This window comes from Paracoccus caeni, assembly GCF_016629665.1.
Lineage (GTDB): Bacteria > Pseudomonadota > Alphaproteobacteria > Rhodobacterales > Rhodobacteraceae > Paracoccus > Paracoccus caeni.
The window spans coordinates 1,057,323-1,077,855 of the sequence record NZ_JAEPRQ010000001.1 but is presented as its reverse complement, the minus strand read 5'-3'; the positions used below and the strand labels follow the sequence as shown (position 1 = coordinate 1,077,855).

The window sequence follows — 20,533 nt, the reverse complement described above, 5'->3', positions numbered from 1 at the left end:
CAAAGGACAACGCCCTTCGACAATATAAAGAAGGAGATCAGCCGTGACCAAACGCACGTCTGCCAAGTACAAACTCGACCGCCGCATGGGCGAAAACATCTGGGGCCGCGCCAAATCCCCGGTGAACCGCCGCGAATACGGCCCCGGCCAGCACGGTCAGCGCCGCAAGAACAAACTGTCGGACTTCGGCACCCAGCTTCGCGCCAAGCAGAAGCTGAAAGGCTATTACGGCGACCTGACCGAGAAACAGTTCCGCCGCATCTACGCCGAAGCCGAGCGTGTGAAGGGCGACACCGGCGAGAACCTGATCGGTCTCTTGGAGCGTCGTCTGGACGCCGTCGTCTATCGCGCCAAATTCGTGCCGACCATCTTCGCCGCCCGTCAGTTCGTGAACCACGGCCATGTCGAAGTGAACGGTCAGCGCGTCAACATCGCGTCCTACCGCGTCAAGGAAGGCGATGTCATCTCGATCCGCGAGCGTTCGCGCCAACTGGCCATCGTGCTGGAAGCCGTCGCCCTGACCGAGCGTGACGTGCCGGATTATCTGGACGTTGACACCAACAAACTGACCGCAACCTTCGTTCGCACTCCGACGCTGGGCGATGTGCCCTATGCCGTCATCATGGAACCGAACCTGGTGGTCGAATTCTACGCGAAGAACTGATCTTCGCCAGACCGCAGAAATTCAGGCCGCGCCCCTCGGGACGCGGCCTTTTTCATGCGCTGCGCCGCGCAACGTTCGCAAGCGGTGTACAGGCTGTGCACATCCTGTGCATGCCGGGTGGACGCATTGTGCAGCCAAATCCCCTGCATTTGCTGCCCAAAACAACATTGCCGTTTCTCCGTTGCCCAAATACCGATTGCAACGCCCGCAAGGTGTTGCGCGCCCGCCGCCCTGCCCCAGATCGCCTGACGCCCGGTTTTCCGCCCTTTCCAAGTCGCGGGCGGGCGAATAAACCGGCCCGGACAAAGGATTGGCGCATGACCCAGATCACACCGAAACCCGGCATCATGGATATCAAGCTGTACGTCAGCGGCGAAAGCAAGCTGGCCGGGCGCGACCAAGTGCTGAAACTGTCCTCGAACGAGAACCCCTCGGGCAGCAGCCCCGCCACCCGCGCGGCCTTTGCCGAAGCCGCCACCGATCTGCATCGCTACCCATCGACCGACCATGCCAGCCTGCGCCGCGCAATTGGCGAGGTTCACGGCCTTGACCCCGAACGGATCATCTGCGGCGTGGGCTCGGACGAGGTGCTGCAATTCGTCGTGCAGGCATTCGCCGGTGTCGGGGATGAGGTCATCACCACCGAGCATGGTTTTTCCATGTATCCGATCCTTGCCCGCATGTATGGCGCGACCCCGGTGACCGTGCCGGAACGTGAACGCCGCATTGATGTGGACGCGGTGCTTGCCGCGGTGACGCCGCGGACGAAGATCGTCTTCATCGCCAATCCCGGCAATCCGACCGGCACCATGCTGACCGCGGATGAGCTTGAAAAACTCGCCAGCGGCCTGCCCGGCCATGTCCTGCTGGTCCATGACGGCGCCTATACCGAATTCGCGGGGGATTTCGACGGCGGGGTGTCGCTGGTCGATCGCTTCCCGAATGTGGTGATGACCCGGACCTTCTCGAAAATCTACGGCCTTGGCGGGCTGCGGATCGGCTGGGGCTATGCGCAGCGGCCGCTGATCGAAGTGCTGACCCGCTTGCGCCAGCCGTTCAATCTGTCGAACGCCCAGCTTGCCGCCGCAGAAGCCGCCGTCCGCGATCAGGATTTCGTCGATATGTGCGCCGCGCTGAACGAACAGATGCGCGACTGGCTGCATCAGGTGCTGAACCAGATGGGCATCGGCTGCGATGTAAGCTACGCCAATTTCGTGCTGGCCCGCTTTGCCAACCCTGACGAGGCCGAGGCCGCCGATGCCGCCTTGCGCGACGCCGGCATTCTTGTCCGCCGCGTCGGCGGCTACGGCCTGCCCGCCGCCTTGCGCATCACCGTCGGCGATGAGGAAGGCACGTCCCGCGTGGTCGAGGCGTTGCGCCGCTTCATGACCAGCCGGAGGGCGGCTGAATGAGTGTGATCTATGACCGGGTGGCGCTGATCGGTCTGGGCCTGATTGCCGGATCGATGGCCCATGCCATGCGCGATGGCGGTCTGGCGCGCGAGATCGTAGGCTATGCCCGCAGCGCCGAAACCCGCGATATTGCGCGCGAAATCGGGCTTTGCGACGAAGTCTTCGACAGCGCCGCCGAGGCGGTGAAGGGTGCCGATCTGGTGGTGCTTGCGGTGCCGGTGGGCGCCATGGGCGATGTCGCAGCCGAGATTGCCCCGCATCTGAAGCCCGGCGCCACCGTCACCGATGTCGGCTCGGTCAAGCAATCGGTGATCGACGCCGTTGCCCCGCACCTGCCCGAGGGCGTTCATTTCATCCCCGGCCACCCGCTTGCCGGGACCGAGCATTCCGGGCCTCGGTCAGGCTTTGCGGGCCTGTTCCGCAATCGCTGGTGGCTGCTGACGCCGCTGCCGGACAGTGACGAAGCGGCGGTCCAGCGGCTGACCGGCCTGATCGTGGCGATTGGCGCGAAATCCGACCGGATGGATCCGGCCCATCACGATCTGGTCCTTGCGGTGACCAGCCACGCCCCGCACCTGATCGCCTATACGATGGTCGGTGTCGCCGACCATCTGCGCCGGGTGACGGACGAGGAAGTCATCCAGTATTCGGCGGCAGGCTTTCGCGATTTCACCCGGATCGCGGCCAGCGACCCGACCATGTGGCGCGACGTGTTCCTGCACAACAAGGAAGCGACCTTGGACATCCTTGGCCGCTTCACCGAGGAACTGTTCATGCTGCAACGCGCCATTCGTATGGGCGACGGTCAGCAATTGTTCGACTATTTCACCCGCACCCGCGCTATCCGCCGTGGCATCATCGAGGCCGGGCAAGACACCAACGCACCCGATTTCGGGCGCTCTGGCGAGACGAAAGCGGCAAAGGAATAAGCCAGAGAAGAGGGCGGTGCCCGACCGCGGGTGGGCACCTGCAACGGTCGTCATGCACAGTTTATCGTGCCACCCCGTCGTCCATCTCTGTTGTGCGCAGCCTCACCGAAGTGCCCGCCCGTCCGGGCGGTCGGGCACTGCCCGGCGTCGCCCAAGGGCGACTTGATTCCCGGGCGGCGCTTTGCCTGCAAGCACGCCTATTATGAGGCTGGATCGGCCAGTCTGAACGCTGGCCCCACCTCGATCGTGCCAAGGAACATACGACCATCGCGGAACTCGACGGGCAGGCGCAATTCGCCTTCTGCGGCGGCGGGGAAACCAGTATCCGCCCCGGACGCGAAATCCATATGCCCGATCCGGTTCAGCATCGTATTCGCCAACACCCTGATATTCTGGGACAATATCCCGGCATCAATCGCCGCATCGATCAGCGGCGCGGCATCGCGGCTGTAGATCGCCACCTGCCCCTCGGCCAGCCCCTCCGCATCCGCCGTCACCCGTCCGGCGATCCGACCCGCAAAACCTGCGCCTCCGATCTCCATCCCTTCGGTCGAGACGCCCAGCACCCGGGGCGGCACCGCCTGCGAGGCAGCGGCAGCGTCCAGTTTGCCGTCCAGCCAGACCTGCGCCTTGCCCTGCAACAGCGGCCCGGCATCGCCCGGCTGCGACACCGCAAGATCAAGGTCATAGGAGGACACCGCCTGCCCCGGCCCGTCACCGATATTCGCCAAACGCGCGCTGACATTGCCCTTGCCGGTCAAAGGCTGCCCGTCAAGCGACAGCGACCCCACATCCACCGCGGCAAAGCTGACCTCCCCGCCGAACGGCCATAGCCGCAGCGAAGCCCGGCCCTCGGTCGCGGCAAGATTGGTCGCCCCCATGCGGTCGCCGTAAGTCACCGTGTCCGGCAAGGTCGCGCGGATCGTCGTCGGCGTCAGCGGCGTTACCCAAAGGTCCAGCGCCGGCATGTCCAGAAAGCGCAGCCCGTCATCCCAGGCGATTCCCTCCAGATACAGCCCCAGCCTGTCCGTGCCCGGCTGCGCCTTGATCCCGGTCACGCTCAGTTCCGCGATCTCTGCGATCTGAACCCGCGCCTGCCTGACCAGAAGCGGCTCTGCCAGCAGCCAGCCGCCGACCAGCAGCACCGGGATCATCAACAATGCCCGTCTTTTCATCAGTCCTGTCGTCCTGCCTCGTCTCGGGGGCTTTTATCCTGCCCTTCGATTACCTAACTTCCGCGGAGGGAACAGGGTTCGAAGGAAATGCACAAGATCAGTTGGGTCTTCGGTTACGGATCCTTGATGTGGGATCCCGGCTTTCAGCCGGTCGAGACCGTCAAGGCGCATCTGACAGGCTATTCCCGCAGCTTCTGCCTGATCTCGACCCATTATCGCGGGACCGAGACGCAGCCCGGCCTTGTCCTTGGCCTTGATGAGGAACCCGCCGCCCGATGCAGCGGGCTGGCGATGCGTATCCATGAACCCGATCATGTCGAGGTCATGGCCTATCTGCATGCGCGCGAAATGGTGACCGAGGCGTATCGCGAAGAGGTCGTCACCCTGCATCTGGACGACGGGCGCGCGGTCGAGGCGCTGACCTATGTGATGCGGCGGGATCATGAACAATATGCCGGACATCTGGACGCGGCCGAGCAGGCCCGGATCATCGCCACGGCCGAAGGCGGGCGCGGGCCAAATGCGGAATACCTGTTCAACACCGCACGGCATCTGGCCGAAATCGGGTTGGCCGATGCCGGACTTGACCATTTATCGGACGAGGTTCGCCGCCTGATCGATGCAGGACGAAGATCGCAGGGCGACTGACGCCGGAAAACTTGGCAAGTGCCGAATCGCCGCCTATTCTCGCCGCTAACATCAGGCCGGAACAGGAAACGAACCCGTTGAGCGATCCAGACAGCACTCAGGGGCAGGAAGCCTCGACTTCCGGCAAGGCCAGCGGCTCCAGCCGCCGAATCACCGCCCGCCGCGACATTGCCGCAGCGGCGCTGCCCACGCAGCCGCATTTCTCGCAGCCGGTGCGTCAGATCGTCCTGATGCTGACGGTTCTGGCGCTGGTGATGGCCGGGGCATGGGTCGCCTATGGCCGCATCCTGCCGATCTTTCAGGCGAATCTGTGGCTGAACGGTGTGATCCTTGCCACCTTCGGGCTGGGCGTTCTGGCCTGCTTCTGGCAGGTCGGCCAGCTTATCCGCTCGGTCAGCTGGATCGAGCGTTTCGCCGCCCGGCGCCGCAATGCCGTCGAGAAGGGCATCGCAGCCCGCTCTCAGGTCCATGACGGCGATGCCGCGCCGCGTCTGCTGGCACCCTTGGCCGCGCTGCTTGGCGCGCGTGGGCCGGTTGGCGGAACGATCTCGACCGGCTCGGCCCGCTCAATCCTCGATTCCGTGGCCCAGCGGATCGACGAGCTTCGCGATATCACAAGATACCTCTCTAACCTGCTAATCTTCCTTGGCCTTCTTGGCACCTTCTACGGTCTCGCGATTACCATTCCGGCCATTGTCGAAACCATCCGCTCGCTGGCCCCGCAGGAAGGTGAGACCGGGATTCAGGTCTTCGAAAAGCTGATGAACGGGCTGGAAGGTCAGTTGGGCGGCATGGCTACGGCCTTCTCATCCTCGCTTCTGGGTCTTGCCGGGTCGCTGGTTCTGGGGCTTTTGGAACTGTTCGTGACACATGGCCAGAACCGCTTCTACCGCGAGTTGGAAGAGTGGATGTCGGGCTTTACCTCGATCAGCCTTGCGGATTCAGACGGCGACAGTCTGGACCACGCGGCCATCGCGGGCTTCATGGAGCAGATGGCCGCGCAGATGGTCCGCCTGCAGCAATACCATGCCGAACGCGATGCGGCGCGCGACGATGCCGCTTCGTTGGCAGACGAGCGGATCGTGATCATGGCCGAGGCTTTGGAGGCGCTGGTTCACCGGACCGAGGCAGAGCGCGAATCCGCATTGGCGCGGGTTGCGGCACTGAATTCGACGCTGAATCAGCTTGTTGAAGGACAGCGGCAGATGGTCGATCTGGCTCGTCAGCAGGACACCCGCCCCGTCGCCCCGCCCCCCGATCTGTCAGGGATCGAGGCTGCGCTGTCACGGATGGCCTCGGATCTTGGCGAGGGGCGGAACCAGATGGTAGCCGATCTGCGCACCGATCTGCTGGTTTTGACCCGCGCCGTCCGCGCCGCGCGCTTCAACGACCCGTTCCGTGACGATCTTCTGCCGGATTATCCGGTCCAGCCGCGCGGGAAAAGCTAGATCATGGCCCTGCACCGCGCCTCGGGCGGCAATCGCTTCGCGACGACGATTTGGCCCGGCTATGTCGATGCAATGACGACGTTGCTGATGGTTCTGCTGTTCGTGCTGACCATTTTCATGGTCGCGCAATCCGTTCTGCGAGAGCAGTTGGACACGCAGGGAACCACCATCGAGGGGCAGGAGCAACGGCTTTCGCAGCAGGATCTGCGGCTGCAATCGCTGGGCCAGCAGATCGATCAACTGGGCCGGGCGCTGACCGTCTCCGAAGGGCGCGAGGCGGCGTTGCAGACCGATCTTGCCGATCAGCAGGCCCGTACCGCCGATGCAGAGGCCGCAGCCCGTGAGCGTGCGGCACGGATCACCCAGCTTGCCAACCAGCTTGACACACGACAGGGCGAACTGACCGAGGCGCGGACCCGGCTGACCGATTTCGAGGCCGAGGTTGCGGCACTGATCGCCGCACGGGCCGCGAACGAGCAATTCGCCGCATCGCAACGTCTGGTCATGCAGACCGAGATCACGCAGCAGGAAAGCCGTGCCAGCGCTGCGGAACTGGCCGTTGCGGCGGCGCGGATCGAGATTGATGCGCAGGCGGAACAGGCCCGTCTTGCCGCTGCACGGCGCGAGGCTCTGGAAGCGCTGATCACCGATCTGCGCAACCGGAACGCGGGCAATCAGCTGCAGGCGACAGCCCTGCAAGCCGAATTGTCCGAGGCAGAGGCCGCGCGTCTGGCCGATGCCGAAGCCGCGAAGCTGCTGCGCGAACGGCTGGAAAGCGCAGATAGCGAATTGACCGCGATGACCCTGTCGCTTGAGGAAAGCCGCAAACGGGCCGAGGAAACGCTGACCCTGCTGGCCGCCGCCGAGGCCGCCCGCGATCAGGCGACAAGCTCGGCTGCGACGCAACTGACCGAGGCGCAGCGACAGGCGGCATTGCTGGCCACCGCGCAAGCGGCCTTGGCGGATCAGCAGAACCTGTCGGATGACGGCCAGCGGCGGGTTACCCTGTTGAATGAACAGGTCGCCTCGCTAACCGCGCAGCTTGGATCGTTGCAGGCGCTTCTGGATACGGCAGGGGATGATCAGCAGCAGGCCGAATTGCGGGTTGAGAATCTGGGGCAACAGTTGAACGCCGCACTTCTGCTTGCCGCCGAGGAAAAGGACCGGCGACTGGTGCTTGAGGAAGAGGCGCGCACCAAGGCCGAGGCAGAGGCCCGCGATCTGGCCCGCTACCGTTCGGAATTCTTCGGTCGTCTGTCCGAAATTCTGTCGGGCCGCGAAGGGGTTCAGGTGGTCGGCGACCGCTTCGTCTTCCAGTCCGAGGTTCTGTTCGCGCCGGGCGAGGCGACCTTGTCCGATGCAGGCCGTACGCAGGTCGCCAATGTGGCCGGGATGCTGTCCGAAATCTCGGATGAAATCCCGCCCGAGATCGACTGGATCATCCGTGTCGATGGTCATACCGACAGCACGGCGTTGTCGGGCACCGGGCGCTATCGCGACAACTGGGAACTCAGTCAGGCGCGGGCGCTGGCCGTGGTGCGCTATATGACCGACGATCTTGGCTTCCCGGCGAACCGTCTGGCCGCGACCGGCTTTTCCGATACCCGTCCCGTTGCGGAAGGCAACAGCCCCGAAGTGCTAGCGCTGAACCGCCGGATTGAGCTGAAACTGACCGAGCGCTAACGCTCAGGCCAGTTTCACCCGGTCCGGCAGTCCCTGTTTTCTGCGCAGATGGCGGTCTATCCCGGCATTGATCTCGGCCCCGGTCAACACGATCATCGCTGACAGCCACAGCCACATCATCAGTGCAATCACCGCGCCAAGCGAGCCGTAGGTCTTGTTGTAATTGGCAAAATTCGCCGCATACCAGCTAAAGAGGATCGAGGCCGCGACCAATGCGACAGCCGCGATCACTGCGCCGGGCGAGATCCAGCGCCAGCGGGATTCCGGCGCGGCTGGCCCCCATCGATAGATCGCCGCCAATCCGACGATCAGCACGAAGAACATGATCGGCCATCTGACAAAGCGCAGCAGGTTGCTGGTCGCATCCGGCAGCGGCAGCCACAGCAGAACCGCAGGCAGCACCGCGATCACCAGCAGCATCGCCATCACCATGATCAACCCGCCCAAGGTGAACATCATCGCCACCAGATTGAGCCGCAGAAAGCTTCGCGTCTCGGACTGATAAAAGGCGACGTTCAGCGCCGACAACAGCGCCTTCATCCCGCCATTCGCTGAATAGAACGCCATCAGCAGACCGGCGATCCCCGCCAGCGACAGCGCCGAGCCCGAGGAAGAGGTGATCGCCGTCAATTGATTGCCGATGATCGCCAGACCGTCGGGCGGCACGATATTTTCCAGCAATTGCACATGCTGCGCGATGGTGGCGGGGTCCGACACCAGCCCATAGATCGACACGAAAGCCGTCATCGCCGGAAACAGCGACAAGAGCGCAAAGAACGTGATCCCGCCTGCCACCGCCGTCACCCGATCCGAGCCGATCCGGCTGACGGTCTCCTTGCCGATCTCCAACAGATCGCGGCCACCCATATCCCGCATGCGCCCCGACGGCGCGCTCGCCTGCGGCTTGGCAGAGGTTTCGCCAAGTCCGAAACGGTCGCGCTCTGCATCATCAAGCTCGCCGGTCAGGCTGTTCCAGACCGATTTCGGCGGTGTTTCCTGCGTCGTCATCCTGTGCTGTGCCGGTCCGGTTCGGTCAAAGGCGGTGCGTGCGCTGCCGCTCTCGTTCCTGTTGGCGAAAGGAATCCTGATCCGCTTCCACCTCCTCAGCACGGGTATCGTCACGGGCGTGCCGCTGCGGCTCACCATTTCCCAGGATGTTGCGCAATTGATCCGCCGCAGCGGCAAATTCCGACACGATTCCAGTCGCCTGACCGGCAACGCTTCGGAACCCCGTGAAGGCGCTGAACAGCGCCTTGCCAAGCCCGTCCAGCCCCGAGGACAGATCATTCGCCGTATCGGTCATCTCACGCGCGACATTCCGGCGAGGTCTGTCCCGCTTCCGCGACGCCTCGGCCCGCAGCCGTGCCGCCTCGCGGCTGTCATGGCGCGACTGCGCCCTGACACGGCTGCGCATCGCCTCGCGCTCATCCTCGTCCAGTTCCGCAAAGCGCGGCGCCACGGACGCCCTGCGTGACCCGCGCGCATTATCCTGATCACCGCCGATCAGTCCCGCGATCTTGCGCGCGGCAAGCACCGCCCCCGCCGTCGCCCCCGCAACCCCAAGCGCCACACCGCCAAAGACCAGTATCTTGCTGGTCAGCGAAGGCGTCGGATAGGCCGAACGACCGTCCGGCGAGACCCGCCCCGACGGAATGACACGAGAGGAAACCCGATCATGATAGGGATAATCCGCCGCCTTACGATGCCCCTCTGGCACCGGGCGCGGACCAAAGCGGGTCTCGCTGGTGCGGTCGGCTTCGGTCATCTGCTGGATGTCTTCGTCATTGGCGGCCATCGGGCTGTCTCCGGATTGCGCGGGATGTTTGTCGCTTAACCCGCAGGCTGCACGGAATGTTCCCGCCGATCGGGACAATTGCCGCCCCGATTGCAACCGGAAACTTGCCCCGGCGGCAGCACGCGGTTATGTCGCCTGCAACCGAAAGGAGCCCGCCATGATCCCCCGCTATTCCCGCCCCGAGATGACCGCGATCTGGTCCCCGGAAACCAAGTTCCGCATCTGGTACGAGATCGAGGCTTATGCCTGCGACGCGCAGGCAGAGCTTGGCGTGATCCCCAAGTCCAATGCCGAGGCCGTCTGGCGCGCCAAGGACGTGGAATTCGACGTGGCCCGGATCGATGAGATCGAAGCCGTGACCAAGCATGACGTGATCGCCTTCCTCACCCATCTGGCCGAACATATCGGCGCGGATGAGGCGCGTTTCGTGCATCAGGGCATGACCTCGTCCGATGTGCTGGACACGACGCTGAACGTGCAGCTTGTGCGCGCCGCCGACATTCTGCTGGCCGATATGGACAAGCTGCTGGACGCGTTGAAGCGCCGCGCGATTGAGCACAAGGATACGGTCCGCATCGGCCGCAGCCACGGCATCCACGCCGAGCCGACGACGATGGGCCTGACCTTCGCCCGCTTCTACGCGGAGATGGCGCGCGGCAAGGCGCGCCTGCAGGCGGCCCGTGCTGAAATTGCAACCGGCGCGATTTCCGGCGCAGTCGGCACTTTCGCCAATATCGACCCCTATGTCGAAGAATATGTCTGCGAAAAGATGGGCTTGCGCCCCGAGCCGATCAGCACGCAGGTGATCCCGCGCGACCGTCACGCCATGTTCTTCGCCACGCTGGGCGTGATCGCCAGCAGCATCGAAAACGTCGCCATCGAGATCCGCCACATGCAGCGGACCGAGGTTCTGGAGGCGGAAGAGTTCTTCAGCCCCGGCCAGAAGGGCTCATCGGCGATGCCGCACAAGCGCAACCCGGTGCTGACCGAGAACCTGACAGGTCTGGCACGTCTGGTCCGCATGGCGGTTGTGCCCGCGATGGAAAACGTGGCGCTGTGGCATGAACGCGATATCAGCCATTCCTCGGTCGAGCGCGGGATTGCACCCGATGCCACCATCACGCTGGATTTCGCGCTGAACCGGCTGGCCGGTGTCGTCGAAAAGCTGGTGATCTATCCCGACAACATGCTGGCCAATATGAACAAGTTCAAAGGTCTGGTAATGTCGCAGCGGGTGCTGCTGGCGCTGACGCAGGCCGGTGTCTCGCGTGAGGACGCCTATCGGCTGGTTCAACGGAATGCGATGAAAGTCTGGGAGCAAGGCAAGGATTTCAAAGAGGAATTGCTCGCCGATGCAGAGGTGACAGCGGCGCTGTCCCCCGCCGAAATCGAGGAAAAATTCGATCTCGGCTACCACACCAAGCATGTCGATACGATTTTCCGCCGTGTATTTGAGTCAAATCCGCTGTAGTTTTCTCGTCCTTTCAGGGTTTCGCTAACTCATTCTTAGCGAAACCCTGCCAGATTTGCCGCAGATGAATCAGGCGGCCAATCGGGGGCGGGATGAACATGCAGGCGACACTTAGCCCGCGGCAGAAAGCGGCGGTCATCGTCCGGCTGTTGCTGGAGGATGAGGATGTCGCCGACCTGTCGCAACTGTCCATCGACGCCCAGACCCTTTTGGCCGAAGAAATGGCGGGTATGGCGGTGATCGACCGTCAGACCCGCGATGCGGTAATTTCTGAATTCTGCGATCATCTGGAAGCTGTCGGGGTGATCTTTCCCGGTGATCTTGACGGGACATTGACGATGCTTGACGGGCGGCTGTCCCATGACAGCGCCGACCGCTTGCGCAGGATCGCGGCGTTTTCCGGGCGCGGCGATCCGTGGGACCGGATCGCGATGCTGGCGGATGAAGCAATCGCGCACCTTGCGGAAAGCGAGGCGGTGGAAATTGTCGCGCTGATGCTGTCGAAACTGCCGGTCGAACGCGCGTCACGGATCTTCTCTGGCTTGCAGCGCGACCGGGCAAGGGCGGTGGCCCAAGCCATGCCGATGACCGCCGATGTCAGCCCACCTGCGCTGAACCGGATTGGCCTGATCCTGCTGCAAGCGGCCGAAGCCCGACCCAAACCCGCCCTGCCCTCGCCCGCAGCCGACCGGATGGGGGCGATTCTGAACTTCGCCACTGCGGATCTGCGCGATGATATGCTGGCGGTGCTGGACCAGCAGGATTCGGATTTCGCAGGTGGCGTGCGCAAGGCGATCTTCATCTTCGCCCAGATACCGCAACGCATTCAGGCGCGCGACATTTCCCGAATCATGCGCGAAATGGATCAGCAGGTGATCGTCCTCGCCTTGACCACATCGGCCCCCGAAGATGCCGCAGCGGTGGATTTCATTCTGTCCAACCTGCCGCAACGAATGGCCGATACGCTGCGGGACGAACGGGACGCACTTGAGAAACCAAAGGCGGAGGATATCGACGATGCCATGACACAGATCGTGGCGGAGATCCGGCGACTGGAAACGGCAGGCAGCCTGACCCTGATCCCGGCGTCAGAGGTCGGAGATGGACCTGAGGCAGCGCGGTAGCCGGTTGAAGATATCTAATGGAGAAGTGTGGGTTCATTGATTTTGCTTTGTATTCTTCGGTCGGGTCTTAGCGCTCCACTCCGCTCTTGCCCCCTCCGCTTCGCGGATCGATAAGAATGGCAGGAGCACGGGCATGACCAATTCCATCGCAATCACGCTATTCTTCCTGATCGTGGCGATTTTCGCCGTCGATCATTTCTGGCTGCATCAGGATCTGCCCCTGATCGTCGCCAAATCTTTCGACAGCTTCATCGAATATCTTAGCTTCTGGCGCTGATCTGACCGCACACCGCCTCACAGTCGCCCCAAATGTTAACGCAAACATTAACTGCAAGTGTGCATTTGCATCGCGGCGTTCCGCACGGTAGATGAGGCCAACGTCATTTGTCGGGAGAGATAGACATGGCAGTCAAAGTCGCCATCAACGGTTTCGGTCGCATCGGACGCAACGTGCTGCGTGCGATCATTGAATCCGGCCGCACCGATATCGAGGTCGTCGCCATCAACGATCTTGGTCCGGTCGAAACCAACGCCCATCTGATGCGCTATGACAGCGTCCATGGCCGCTTTCCCGGCACCGTCACGGTTGACGGCGATTCCATCGATGTGGGCCGTGGCCCGATCAAGGTCACCGCGATCCGCAACCCGGCAGAGCTGCCCTGGGGCGATATCGACGTGATCATGGAATGCACCGGCATCTTCACCTCGAAGGAAAAGGTGCAGCCGCATCTGTCCACCGGCGCCAAACGGGTGCTGATCTCTGCCCCCGGCGAGAATGCGGACAAAACCATCGTTTTCGGCGTGAACGACGACACGCTGACCGCCGACGATCTGGTGGTTTCCAACGCAAGCTGCACCACCAACTGCCTGTCGCCGGTCGCCAAGGTGCTGAACGACGCGATCGGCATCAGCCGTGGCTTCATGACCACCATCCACAGCTATACCGGCGATCAGCCGACGCTGGACACGATGCACAAGGATCTGTATCGCGCCCGCGCCGCCGCCCTGTCGATGATCCCGACCTCGACCGGCGCCGCCAAGGCCGTGGGTCTGGTCTTGCCGGAACTGAAAGGCAAGCTGGACGGCGTGTCGATCCGCGTGCCGACGCCGAACGTTTCGGTCGTCGATCTGGTTTTCGAAGCCAGCCGCGACACCACCGTTGAGGAAGTGAACAACGCGATCAAGGCAGCAGCCGATGGCCCGCTGAAGGGTATTCTGGGCTATACCGATCAGCCGCTGGTTTCGTCGGACTTCAACCACGATCCTCACAGCTCGATCTTCCATCTCGACCAGACCAAGGTGATGGAGAAGCGCATGGTCCGCATCCTGACCTGGTATGACAACGAATGGGGTTTCTCGAACCGCATGTCGGATACCGCCGTCGCGATGGGCAAGCTGATCTGATTGCAGCGACTGGAAATTGAAAAGGCGGCGGGTCGAAACCCGCCGCCTTTTTCATGACCGCCCGGCAGAGGCCAGACGGTTCAACACATGCTGTTTAGCGCTGATGGGTCAAGCGCCGGGAATTTGCTCGTGTGCGCTTGCCATAGGGACGAAGCGCCGCGGAAATCACCCGGTCGGGACTGGCCCCGCGTCCTGCGGCTTGCGCGAAGGCGAACAGTGATTCCGATGCAGCCGCCTGTTTTTCCCCGATCATTCTGAACGGCTCCCCTGGAGACTGTGCTACCACCCCCATCATGCCGGCCATACGTATGCCGATTACCATCTGCGACTCGATTGCTATTCGTGCAACTTGCGACCACAGGCGCAGCGGATTGGCAGGTGATGCCAAGAAAGTCATTGGGAACATGCGCAAAAATCTCCTTTCTGCGAGAAAGGGCTCGATCATACGAGTCTTGGTCACTCTGTGACGATGGGACGACGGGCGCAAGTCACACTTTAGGGCAACTGCGCAATGTCGCGTTCCCGGCTTGGCAAATCGGCAACGGTGAGTATAGAGGCAAGCCATGACCGACAGCATCATTCTTCGCCGCCCCGACGACTGGCACCTGCATCTGCGCGACGGCGCGATGTTGCAGGCCGTGGCGCAGCATTCGACCGGTTTCGGCCGCGCCATCATCATGCCCAATCTGGTGCCGCCCGTGGTGACGGGCGCCCAGGCCGCCGCCTATCGCGACCGTATCCTTGCCGCCCTGCCCGAGGGCGCGGCGCTGCAGCCACAGATGACGCTTTATCTGACCGACACGACCGATCCGGCAGATGTCGTCGCCGCCCATCGTGACGGCATCATCCGCGCGGTGAAGCTGTATCCGGCGGGCGCGACGACCAATTCGGCCAGCGGCGTGACCGATTTCGACCGCGTGCGCCCGGTGCTGGAGGCGATGGCCGAAGCTGGCATCCCGCTTTGCGTTCATGGTGAGGTCACTGATCCGGCTGTCGATATCTTCGACCGCGAGGCTGTCTTTATCGACCGCGTGCTGGACCCGGTTCGCCGCGCCACCCCCCGCCTGCGCGTGGTGATGGAACATATCACCACCTCAGACGGCGTTGCCTATGCACGCTCCGGCGGCGATGATCTGGGCGCGACGATCACCACGCACCATCTGGTCATCAACCGCAATGCGATCCTCGCCGGAGGCATTCGCCCGCATTATTACTGCCTACCGGTCGCGAAGCGTGAAAGTCATCGTCTTGCCCTGCGCGAGGCCGCGACCAGCGGCGAGGCGCGGTTCTTCCTTGGCACCGACAGCGCGCCGCACCCGGACAGCGCCAAGCTGCAACCCTGCGGTTGCGCTGGCTGCTTTACCGCGCCGAATACCATGTCGATCCTTGCGCAGGTATTCGAGGATGACAGCGCGCTGGACCGGCTCGAAGCCTTCACCAGCCTGAATGGCGCCGCCTTTTACGGCCTGCCGCCGAATGACGACCGCATTCGTCTGGTAAAGCGCGATACGCCCGCCGATTATCCCGCCTCGATCAATGTCGGCGACGAGGCTGTCACTGTTTTCGACGCGGGCTTCCCGCTTTTCTGGCATCTGGAGGACCAATGAGCCTGACCTTTCCTGCGCGCGAGGAAATCGCCCGCCTGTCCGCCCGGATGCTTCTGGAAATCAAGGCGGTGGATTTCAACGCCGAGGCGCCCTTCACCTATGCTTCGGGGCTGAAGGGGCCAACCTATGTCGATTGCCGCCGCATCATCAGCTTTCCGCGCGTGCGCCAGACACTGATGGATTTCATGGCGGCCACAGTCATGCGCGATGCCGGTTTCGAGGTGTTTGACAATGTCGCGGGCGGTGAGACAGCAGGTATCCCCTTTGGCGCCATGGTGGCCGAGCGGCTAGGCCTGCCGATGACCTATGTGCGCAAGAAACCAAAGGGTTACGGTCGCAACGCGCGGATCGAGGGCGTTATGACCGAGGGTCAACGGGTGCTGCTGGTCGAGGATCTGACCACCGATGGCGGCTCGAAGTTGAGCTTTGTCGATGCCATCCGCGAAACCGGCGCAAGCTGCGCGCATACCGCGGTGATCTTCTACTACGGCATCTTCCCGGAAACCACGCAGCGTCTTGCCGATCACGGCGTCACGCTGCACCACCTTTGCACCTGGTGGGACGTGCTGGCCGAGGCCCGAGCGCAGGAAGCCTTCGACGAACACACGCTGACGGAGGTGGAAACCTTCCTGACCAATCCGCGTGAATGGCAGGCGGCAAATAGCTGATCGAGGGTTATCCCCCGATTATCCACAGATTCACTCACGGCTTATCTGCGCGTCGGGATTTCCCGATTGCGCAGCTTCGGCTACAGTATCTCTAACAACAAAAACGGGCGGTGACAGATGAGCGGTTTGCGGGCGATCATTCCGGGTCAGGACAATGCAGAGGATGAGACCTCGGCGATCCCCTATTCGCTCGAAGCGGAACAGCAATTGCTGGGCGCTTTGCTGACCAACAATGACGTGTTCGACCGGGTCAGCCAGATCATCAAGCCCGAACATTTCTACCACCCGGTCCATGCCCGCATCTTCGAAATCTCCTCGGAACGGATTCGCAAGAACGCGCTGGCCAGTCCGGTCACCATCAAGGCTTTCCTTGAGAATGACGAGGGGCTGAAGGAACTGGGCGGTGCGCCCTATCTGGCGCGGCTGGCGGGGGCGGCGATTTCGGCCTATGCGGCGCGGGATTATGCGCAGATGATCCGCGAATTCGCGTTGCGGCGCGAATTGATGCAGCTTGGGCAGGACATCGCCGCCCGCGCCTCGACCGTCGAGGTTGGCGATGATGCCGAAGAACAGATCAAGGCGGCGGAACAGACGCTGTATAAGCTGGGCGAACAGGGCGTCGCCGAACGCGGGTTTCAATCGTTCCTGAAAGCGGTGACCGGGGCGGTGCAGGCGGCGAATGCGGCCTATCAGCGCGATGGAAAACTTTCGGGGATTTCCACGGGACTAATTGATCTTGATGGAAAAATGGGCGGATTGAACAATTCCGACCTGATCATTCTGGCCGGTCGCCCCTCGATGGGGAAAACCTCGCTGGCGACCAACATCGCCTTCAACATCGCCAAGGCACACAAGACCGGCGAAAAGCCCGACGGTACCATCGGCACAGTCGAAGGCGGGGTTGTTGGCTTTTTCAGCCTCGAAATGTCGGCCGAACAGCTTGCCGCACGGATCCTGTCGGAAGCGGCCGAGGTGCCCAGCGAACGCATCCGTAGCGGCAACATGGACGAGGGCGAATTCCGCCGCTTCGTCGAGGCGGCACATGCCTTGCAGAACTGCCCGCTTTATATCGACGACACCCCCGCTTTGCCGATCAACCAGCTCGCGGCGCGTGCGCGGAAGCTGAAGCGGACGCATGGGCTGGACGTGCTGATGGTGGACTATCTTCAGCTTCTGAAGGCCGCCAGCGCCAAGGACAGCCGGGTGAACGAGGTCAGTGAAATCACGCAGGGCCTCAAGGCCATCGCGAAAGAGCTGAACCTGCCAGTCATCGCCCTGTCGCAGTTGTCGCGTCAGGTGGAAAACCGCGAGGACAAGCGCCCGCAACTGTCCGACCTGCGCGAATCCGGCTCGATCGAGCAGGACGCCGACATCGTCATGTTCGTGTTCCGCGAGGAATATTACCGCGAGCGCGAGAAACCCTCGGATGCCGATCTGGATGCGATGGCGAAATGGCAGCAGATCATGGAGCAGGTGCATGGCAAGGCCGAGGTCATCCTTGGCAAGCAGCGCCACGGCCCGATCGGCACGGTCGAGCTGTCCTTTGAAGGTCAGTTCACCCGCTTCGGCAATCTGGCGAAGGACCGTCAATCGCAATGGGAATAAGCCTGCCGGTCCCGGTCGTCACAATCGGGCTTTTGATCGCCTCGAACATCTTCATGACGGTGGCGTGGTATGGGCATCTGAAGTTCAAGACCGCGCCGCTGGTGACGGTCATCTTTATCTCTTGGTTCATCGCCTTCTTCGAATATGTCATGCAGGTGCCGGCCAACCGTATCGGCTATGGCCATTTCAGCGCGGCGCAGTTGAAGACCATTCAGGAAGTCATCAGCCTGTCGGTTTTCGCCTTGTTTTCATGGATTTATCTAGGCGAGAAAGTCGGCTGGCAGCATGGGGTGGGCTTTGGCCTGATCTGCCTTGGGGCATGGTTCATCTTCCACGACTTCGGCTAGGCACGCGCCTATCCGCCATATAGCCGAATGATATTGCCACCGATCAGCCCGATGACGACCAGCGCATAGGCCGCAATCCCCAGTTTTATCCCAAGCTTACGGCCATACCATGCGTTGCGATCCCGCATGACCCATCTGTCGATCATCGCCCATGTCACGATGCCCGCGCCCAGCGAGATGACAAAGGCGATAGGGATCGAGACCACGGGGGGCATGGCTACCACGTTGTTGACGATCCCATTGACCAGAAACGCGCCCATCCAGTGATTGAGATAGAACGGATAGGACACCGCGCCGAAGAACATTCCGACCCGGTCGCGCGGCCCCGATATCGCAAGGCTTTGCACCAACAGCACCGCAAAGATCGCCCGCATCGGCGGCATCTCGTAATTCCACAGGATCACGAAGGCCAGCACGGTGAGCGCCCAGATCGCCAACCGGACTGCACTGCCCTCGTACCAGCCGGGAAAATCCCGCGCGAGCACGGCGGCCAGCACGCCAAGCGCGATCGCGAATGCGTAGGGAATCCAGGTCCGCGTGACGCGGTTGAAGAAGAATCGCGGCAATTCCCTGATCGAGGTTTGCAGCAGGATCCCTCCGATCAGCCAGCCTGACAGCGCCAGAAAGACAATCACCGACAAATGGCCGGTGATCGGCCCGATGGGCGGCATACCCTGATGACCAAGCGCCACGACAGACGCCAGCACGATCCGCAGCCAGTCAAACAGCGGAAAACTGTCCAGCTTCTGCGCCTCGGGATTCGCGCCTTCGCGAACGCCAAGCCGGGCATTCAGCGTCTGAGGGGAGGTCGTCGTCATCTGAAACACCGTGAACATCAACCGGATGCAGTTTGGATGGTGGCGTGAAACCGTCAAGAAAATTTAGTCTATCCTGTTGCAATACCGGCAGAAAACAATCCCAAGTTGACTAATGGGGATAGGAAAAACGCTTAAAATTAGAGAGACGCCACCGAAAGCAACCTGATCTTAACGGGTTATGCCGATCCTCAGGCCATGACCCAGATCGACACCACTTCCTGGCTTCTTCTCTGCTTCATCCTGCTTGCCTCGGCGCATTTGCAAACGCTACAAAATATTTTGCAAATACCGGAGAAATGGATGGCCACGCAAAAGATCTATGCTGGCGCGTCATTGCGTGAAACGCGCGGACGCAGCGGGCTGACGCAGCGCCAGTTCGCCGAAAGGCTGGGGGTATCGCTGCCCTATCTGTCGCAGATGGAGAATAACCACAGGCCGATTTCGGCCGGGGTGCTGCTGCGACTGGCGCAGGAATTTGGCATCGATCTGACGACGCTTTCGGCGGGTGACGCCGAACGGATGGTGATCGACATGCAGGAGGCACTGGCAGACCCGGTCTTCGACGCCACGCCACCGCTGGCCGATCTGCGGCTTGCGGCGTCGAATACGCCGGTTCTGGCACGGGCGTTTCTGGATCTCTACCGGGTGCATCGGCAAAGTCAGGAACGCCTTGCCGCGCTGGATGAGGCGATCGGTGTTACCGGGCAAAGCACGTTGACCACCCCCTGGGAAGAGGTGCGCGACTTCTTCCACTATTGCGACAACTATATCGATGCGGTTGATCGCGCGGCCGAACGGTTCGCCTGCCCCGAGGGTGTGCGGGCCGAGCCGTGGTCCGTCGCGATGGCAGCGCTTGCAGATCGCGGCATCACGGTCAGGCAGGTCGAGTTGCCGGTGAACGTGGTTTTCCAGCGCGCGGGCAAAGAGCTGTTGGTCAATTCCGCCGCCGAGCCTGCCACGCAGATCTTTCAGCTTCTGCATCTGGTCGCGCTGGAGCGTCAGTCCGATCTGCTGGACGCGACGCTGGATCTGGCCCGATTTCGCAGCCGCACCGCCCGCGACATCGCACGTATCGGGCTTGCCAACTATTTCGCCGGTGCGGCGCTGATGCCCTATCGCGCCTTCATAGCGGCGGCTGCGTCCGAACGACATGACCTTGAACGGCTCGCCCATCTTTTCGGAGCCTCGCTTGAACAGGTGGCGCATCGCCTTTCGACCCTGCAGCGCAGCGGTGCCAAGGGCGTGCCATTTTTCTTCGTGCGGGTGGATCAGGCGGGAACCATTACCAAACGGCATTCGGCAGCGCGGCTGCAATTCGCGCGCTTCGGAGGCGCCTGCCCGCTGTGGAACGTACATCAGGCGTTCGAGCAGCCGGGCCGGTTCTTGCGGCAACTGGCCGAGACGCCCGACGGGGTGCGGTATCTGCTGCTGTCGCGGGATGTTTCGAAACATGCAGGGGCGTTCAATGCTCCGGTCCGGCGCTTCGCGATCGGGTTGGGCTGCGAGGTCGGATATGCGGATCATCTGATCTATGCGGACGGTCTGGACCTCACCCGACCGACCGCCTATGAACCCATCGGAATTTCGTGCCGAATCTGTCCGCGCCCGACCTGCCATCAGCGTTCGGTGCCGCCCATCGACAGGCCGCTGCGCATTCCGGCGGATCGAAATGGGCCGCTTCCTTATGAAATAGCCTGAAGGAAGGCGGCGTTTCGGGGAATTTTCGGCGGATTAT

General features: G+C 62.3%; 20 protein-coding genes. 15 read left to right on the top strand and 5 right to left on the bottom strand.

Annotated features, from left to right (window positions below; translation table 11 throughout):
- Window positions 1–43 precede the first annotated feature (43 nt).
- The 3 genes from rpsD (at window position 44) to JJJ17_RS05090 (ending at window position 3,005) form a co-directional block, all read left to right on the top strand.
- A complete protein-coding gene (gene rpsD / locus JJJ17_RS05100) occupies window positions 44–664 on the top strand; it encodes a 30S ribosomal protein S4 (protein ID WP_200684227.1) in 621 nt (206 codons plus the stop codon).
- A gap of 317 nt (window positions 665–981) precedes the next feature.
- Window positions 982–2,076, top strand: coding sequence for a histidinol-phosphate transaminase (hisC, locus tag JJJ17_RS05095; RefSeq protein ID WP_200684226.1), 1,095 nt, complete (start codon window positions 982–984; stop codon window positions 2,074–2,076).
- Complete coding sequence (locus JJJ17_RS05090) at window positions 2,073–3,005, top strand: prephenate/arogenate dehydrogenase family protein (RefSeq protein WP_200684225.1); 933 nt, start codon at window positions 2,073–2,075, stop codon at window positions 3,003–3,005. The genes hisC and JJJ17_RS05090 overlap by 4 nt, the downstream gene beginning before the upstream one ends.
- Before the next feature lie 200 nt (window positions 3,006–3,205).
- Here JJJ17_RS05090 and JJJ17_RS05085 read toward each other — a convergent pair whose 3' ends face one another.
- Window positions 3,206–4,180 carry a DUF2125 domain-containing protein gene (locus tag JJJ17_RS05085; protein WP_200684224.1) on the bottom strand — a complete coding sequence of 325 codons (975 nt, stop codon included), beginning with the start codon at window positions 4,178–4,180 and terminating at the stop codon, window positions 3,206–3,208.
- A gap of 87 nt (window positions 4,181–4,267) precedes the next feature.
- On the opposite strand from JJJ17_RS05085, the gene JJJ17_RS05080 reads away from it, so the two are divergent.
- The 3 genes from JJJ17_RS05080 to JJJ17_RS05070 all read left to right on the top strand — a co-directional run bounded on the left by JJJ17_RS05080 (window position 4,268) and on the right by JJJ17_RS05070 (window position 7,959).
- Window positions 4,268–4,828, top strand: coding sequence for a gamma-glutamylcyclotransferase (locus JJJ17_RS05080; protein WP_200684223.1), 561 nt, complete (start codon window positions 4,268–4,270; stop codon window positions 4,826–4,828).
- A gap of 77 nt (window positions 4,829–4,905) precedes the next feature.
- The gene (locus JJJ17_RS05075; protein ID WP_200684221.1) at window positions 4,906–6,276 is read left to right on the top strand and encodes a hypothetical protein; all 1,371 of its coding nucleotides are present in this window, start codon (window positions 4,906–4,908) and stop codon (window positions 6,274–6,276) included.
- A 3-nt stretch (window positions 6,277–6,279) separates the two neighbouring features.
- Window positions 6,280–7,959 (top strand): peptidoglycan -binding protein, encoded by a 1,680-nt coding sequence (locus JJJ17_RS05070; RefSeq protein WP_200684219.1) that lies wholly within the window; start codon window positions 6,280–6,282, stop codon window positions 7,957–7,959.
- A gap of 3 nt (window positions 7,960–7,962) precedes the next feature.
- On the opposite strand, the gene JJJ17_RS05065 is transcribed toward JJJ17_RS05070, so the two are convergent.
- Both JJJ17_RS05065 and JJJ17_RS05060 read right to left on the bottom strand, forming a co-directional pair.
- On the bottom strand, window positions 7,963–8,967 hold the full coding sequence (locus JJJ17_RS05065) for a YihY/virulence factor BrkB family protein (RefSeq protein WP_200684217.1): 1,005 nt from the start codon (window positions 8,965–8,967) through the stop codon (window positions 7,963–7,965).
- A 25-nt stretch (window positions 8,968–8,992) separates the two neighbouring features.
- Window positions 8,993–9,754: a hypothetical protein gene (locus tag JJJ17_RS05060; protein WP_200684215.1), complete on the bottom strand. Its 762-nt coding sequence runs from the start codon at window positions 9,752–9,754 to the stop codon at window positions 8,993–8,995.
- 157 nt (window positions 9,755–9,911) lie between these two features.
- On the opposite strand from JJJ17_RS05060, the gene purB reads away from it, so the two are divergent.
- From purB to gap, 4 genes are all read left to right on the top strand, one after another.
- On the top strand, window positions 9,912–11,225 hold the full coding sequence (gene purB, locus JJJ17_RS05055) for an adenylosuccinate lyase (RefSeq protein WP_200684214.1): 1,314 nt from the start codon (window positions 9,912–9,914) through the stop codon (window positions 11,223–11,225).
- 98 nt (window positions 11,226–11,323) lie between these two features.
- Window positions 11,324–12,349, top strand: coding sequence for a FliG C-terminal domain-containing protein (locus tag JJJ17_RS05050; RefSeq protein ID WP_234463869.1), 1,026 nt, complete (start codon window positions 11,324–11,326; stop codon window positions 12,347–12,349).
- Window positions 12,350–12,482: 133 nt separating this feature from the next.
- Window positions 12,483–12,626 carry a hypothetical protein gene (locus tag JJJ17_RS05045; protein WP_200684212.1) on the top strand — a complete coding sequence of 48 codons (144 nt, stop codon included), beginning with the start codon at window positions 12,483–12,485 and terminating at the stop codon, window positions 12,624–12,626.
- 125 nt (window positions 12,627–12,751) lie between these two features.
- Window positions 12,752–13,753: a type I glyceraldehyde-3-phosphate dehydrogenase gene (gene gap, locus JJJ17_RS05040; RefSeq protein WP_200684211.1), complete on the top strand. Its 1,002-nt coding sequence runs from the start codon at window positions 12,752–12,754 to the stop codon at window positions 13,751–13,753.
- Window positions 13,754–13,847: 94 nt separating this feature from the next.
- Here gap and JJJ17_RS05035 read toward each other — a convergent pair whose 3' ends face one another.
- Window positions 13,848–14,159, bottom strand: coding sequence for an antibiotic ABC transporter (locus tag JJJ17_RS05035; protein WP_200684210.1), 312 nt, complete (start codon window positions 14,157–14,159; stop codon window positions 13,848–13,850).
- Between the two features lie 157 nt (window positions 14,160–14,316).
- Here JJJ17_RS05035 and pyrC point away from each other — a divergent pair, with 157 nt between their 5' ends.
- From pyrC to JJJ17_RS05015, 4 genes are all read left to right on the top strand, one after another.
- A complete protein-coding gene (gene pyrC, locus JJJ17_RS05030; RefSeq protein ID WP_200684209.1) occupies window positions 14,317–15,360 on the top strand; it encodes a dihydroorotase in 1,044 nt (347 codons plus the stop codon).
- Window positions 15,357–16,028: an orotate phosphoribosyltransferase gene (locus tag JJJ17_RS05025; RefSeq protein ID WP_200684208.1), complete on the top strand. Its 672-nt coding sequence runs from the start codon at window positions 15,357–15,359 to the stop codon at window positions 16,026–16,028. Before pyrC ends, JJJ17_RS05025 begins: the two co-directional genes overlap by 4 nt.
- A gap of 117 nt (window positions 16,029–16,145) precedes the next feature.
- Window positions 16,146–17,633, top strand: a complete 1,488-nt coding sequence (locus tag JJJ17_RS05020; protein WP_200684206.1) for a replicative DNA helicase — start codon at window positions 16,146–16,148, stop codon at window positions 17,631–17,633.
- Window positions 17,624–17,980 (top strand): DMT family protein, encoded by a 357-nt coding sequence (locus JJJ17_RS05015; RefSeq protein WP_200684204.1) that lies wholly within the window; start codon window positions 17,624–17,626, stop codon window positions 17,978–17,980. The genes JJJ17_RS05020 and JJJ17_RS05015 overlap by 10 nt, the downstream gene beginning before the upstream one ends.
- 8 nt (window positions 17,981–17,988) lie before the next feature.
- Here the strand turns inward: JJJ17_RS05015 and JJJ17_RS05010 are convergent, their stop codons facing one another.
- Window positions 17,989–18,798 carry an acyltransferase family protein gene (locus JJJ17_RS05010; RefSeq protein WP_200684203.1) on the bottom strand — a complete coding sequence of 270 codons (810 nt, stop codon included), beginning with the start codon at window positions 18,796–18,798 and terminating at the stop codon, window positions 17,989–17,991.
- Between the two features lie 300 nt (window positions 18,799–19,098).
- On the opposite strand from JJJ17_RS05010, the gene JJJ17_RS05005 reads away from it, so the two are divergent.
- Window positions 19,099–20,496 (top strand): helix-turn-helix domain-containing protein, encoded by a 1,398-nt coding sequence (locus tag JJJ17_RS05005; RefSeq protein WP_200684202.1) that lies wholly within the window; start codon window positions 19,099–19,101, stop codon window positions 20,494–20,496.
- The last annotated feature ends 37 nt before the right edge of the window (window positions 20,497–20,533 follow it).

What these genes read in the sequence shown, in the direction of transcription:
- hisC (WP_200684226.1), top strand. Translation starts at nt 982, where the DNA reads ATGACCCAGATCACACCGAAACCCGGCATCATGGATATCAAGCTGTAC.
- JJJ17_RS05090 (WP_200684225.1), top strand. Translation starts at nt 2,073, where the DNA reads ATGAGTGTGATCTATGACCGGGTGGCGCTGATCGGTCTGGGCCTGATT.
- JJJ17_RS05085 (WP_200684224.1), bottom strand. Translation starts at nt 4,180, where the DNA reads ATGAAAAGACGGGCATTGTTGATGATCCCGGTGCTGCTGGTCGGCGGC.
- JJJ17_RS05080 (WP_200684223.1), top strand. Translation starts at nt 4,268, where the DNA reads ATGCACAAGATCAGTTGGGTCTTCGGTTACGGATCCTTGATGTGGGAT.
- JJJ17_RS05070 (WP_200684219.1), top strand. Translation starts at nt 6,280, where the DNA reads ATGGCCCTGCACCGCGCCTCGGGCGGCAATCGCTTCGCGACGACGATT.
- JJJ17_RS05065 (WP_200684217.1), bottom strand. Translation starts at nt 8,967, where the DNA reads ATGACGACGCAGGAAACACCGCCGAAATCGGTCTGGAACAGCCTGACC.
- JJJ17_RS05060 (WP_200684215.1), bottom strand. Translation starts at nt 9,754, where the DNA reads ATGGCCGCCAATGACGAAGACATCCAGCAGATGACCGAAGCCGACCGC.
- purB (WP_200684214.1), top strand. Translation starts at nt 9,912, where the DNA reads ATGATCCCCCGCTATTCCCGCCCCGAGATGACCGCGATCTGGTCCCCG.
- JJJ17_RS05050 (WP_234463869.1), top strand. Translation starts at nt 11,324, where the DNA reads ATGCAGGCGACACTTAGCCCGCGGCAGAAAGCGGCGGTCATCGTCCGG.
- JJJ17_RS05045 (WP_200684212.1), top strand. Translation starts at nt 12,483, where the DNA reads ATGACCAATTCCATCGCAATCACGCTATTCTTCCTGATCGTGGCGATT.
- gap (WP_200684211.1), top strand. Translation starts at nt 12,752, where the DNA reads ATGGCAGTCAAAGTCGCCATCAACGGTTTCGGTCGCATCGGACGCAAC.
- JJJ17_RS05035 (WP_200684210.1), bottom strand. Translation starts at nt 14,159, where the DNA reads ATGTTCCCAATGACTTTCTTGGCATCACCTGCCAATCCGCTGCGCCTG.
- pyrC (WP_200684209.1), top strand. Translation starts at nt 14,317, where the DNA reads ATGACCGACAGCATCATTCTTCGCCGCCCCGACGACTGGCACCTGCAT.
- JJJ17_RS05025 (WP_200684208.1), top strand. Translation starts at nt 15,357, where the DNA reads ATGAGCCTGACCTTTCCTGCGCGCGAGGAAATCGCCCGCCTGTCCGCC.
- JJJ17_RS05020 (WP_200684206.1), top strand. Translation starts at nt 16,146, where the DNA reads ATGAGCGGTTTGCGGGCGATCATTCCGGGTCAGGACAATGCAGAGGAT.
- JJJ17_RS05015 (WP_200684204.1), top strand. Translation starts at nt 17,624, where the DNA reads ATGGGAATAAGCCTGCCGGTCCCGGTCGTCACAATCGGGCTTTTGATC.
- JJJ17_RS05010 (WP_200684203.1), bottom strand. Translation starts at nt 18,798, where the DNA reads ATGACGACGACCTCCCCTCAGACGCTGAATGCCCGGCTTGGCGTTCGC.
- JJJ17_RS05005 (WP_200684202.1), top strand. Translation starts at nt 19,099, where the DNA reads ATGGCCACGCAAAAGATCTATGCTGGCGCGTCATTGCGTGAAACGCGC.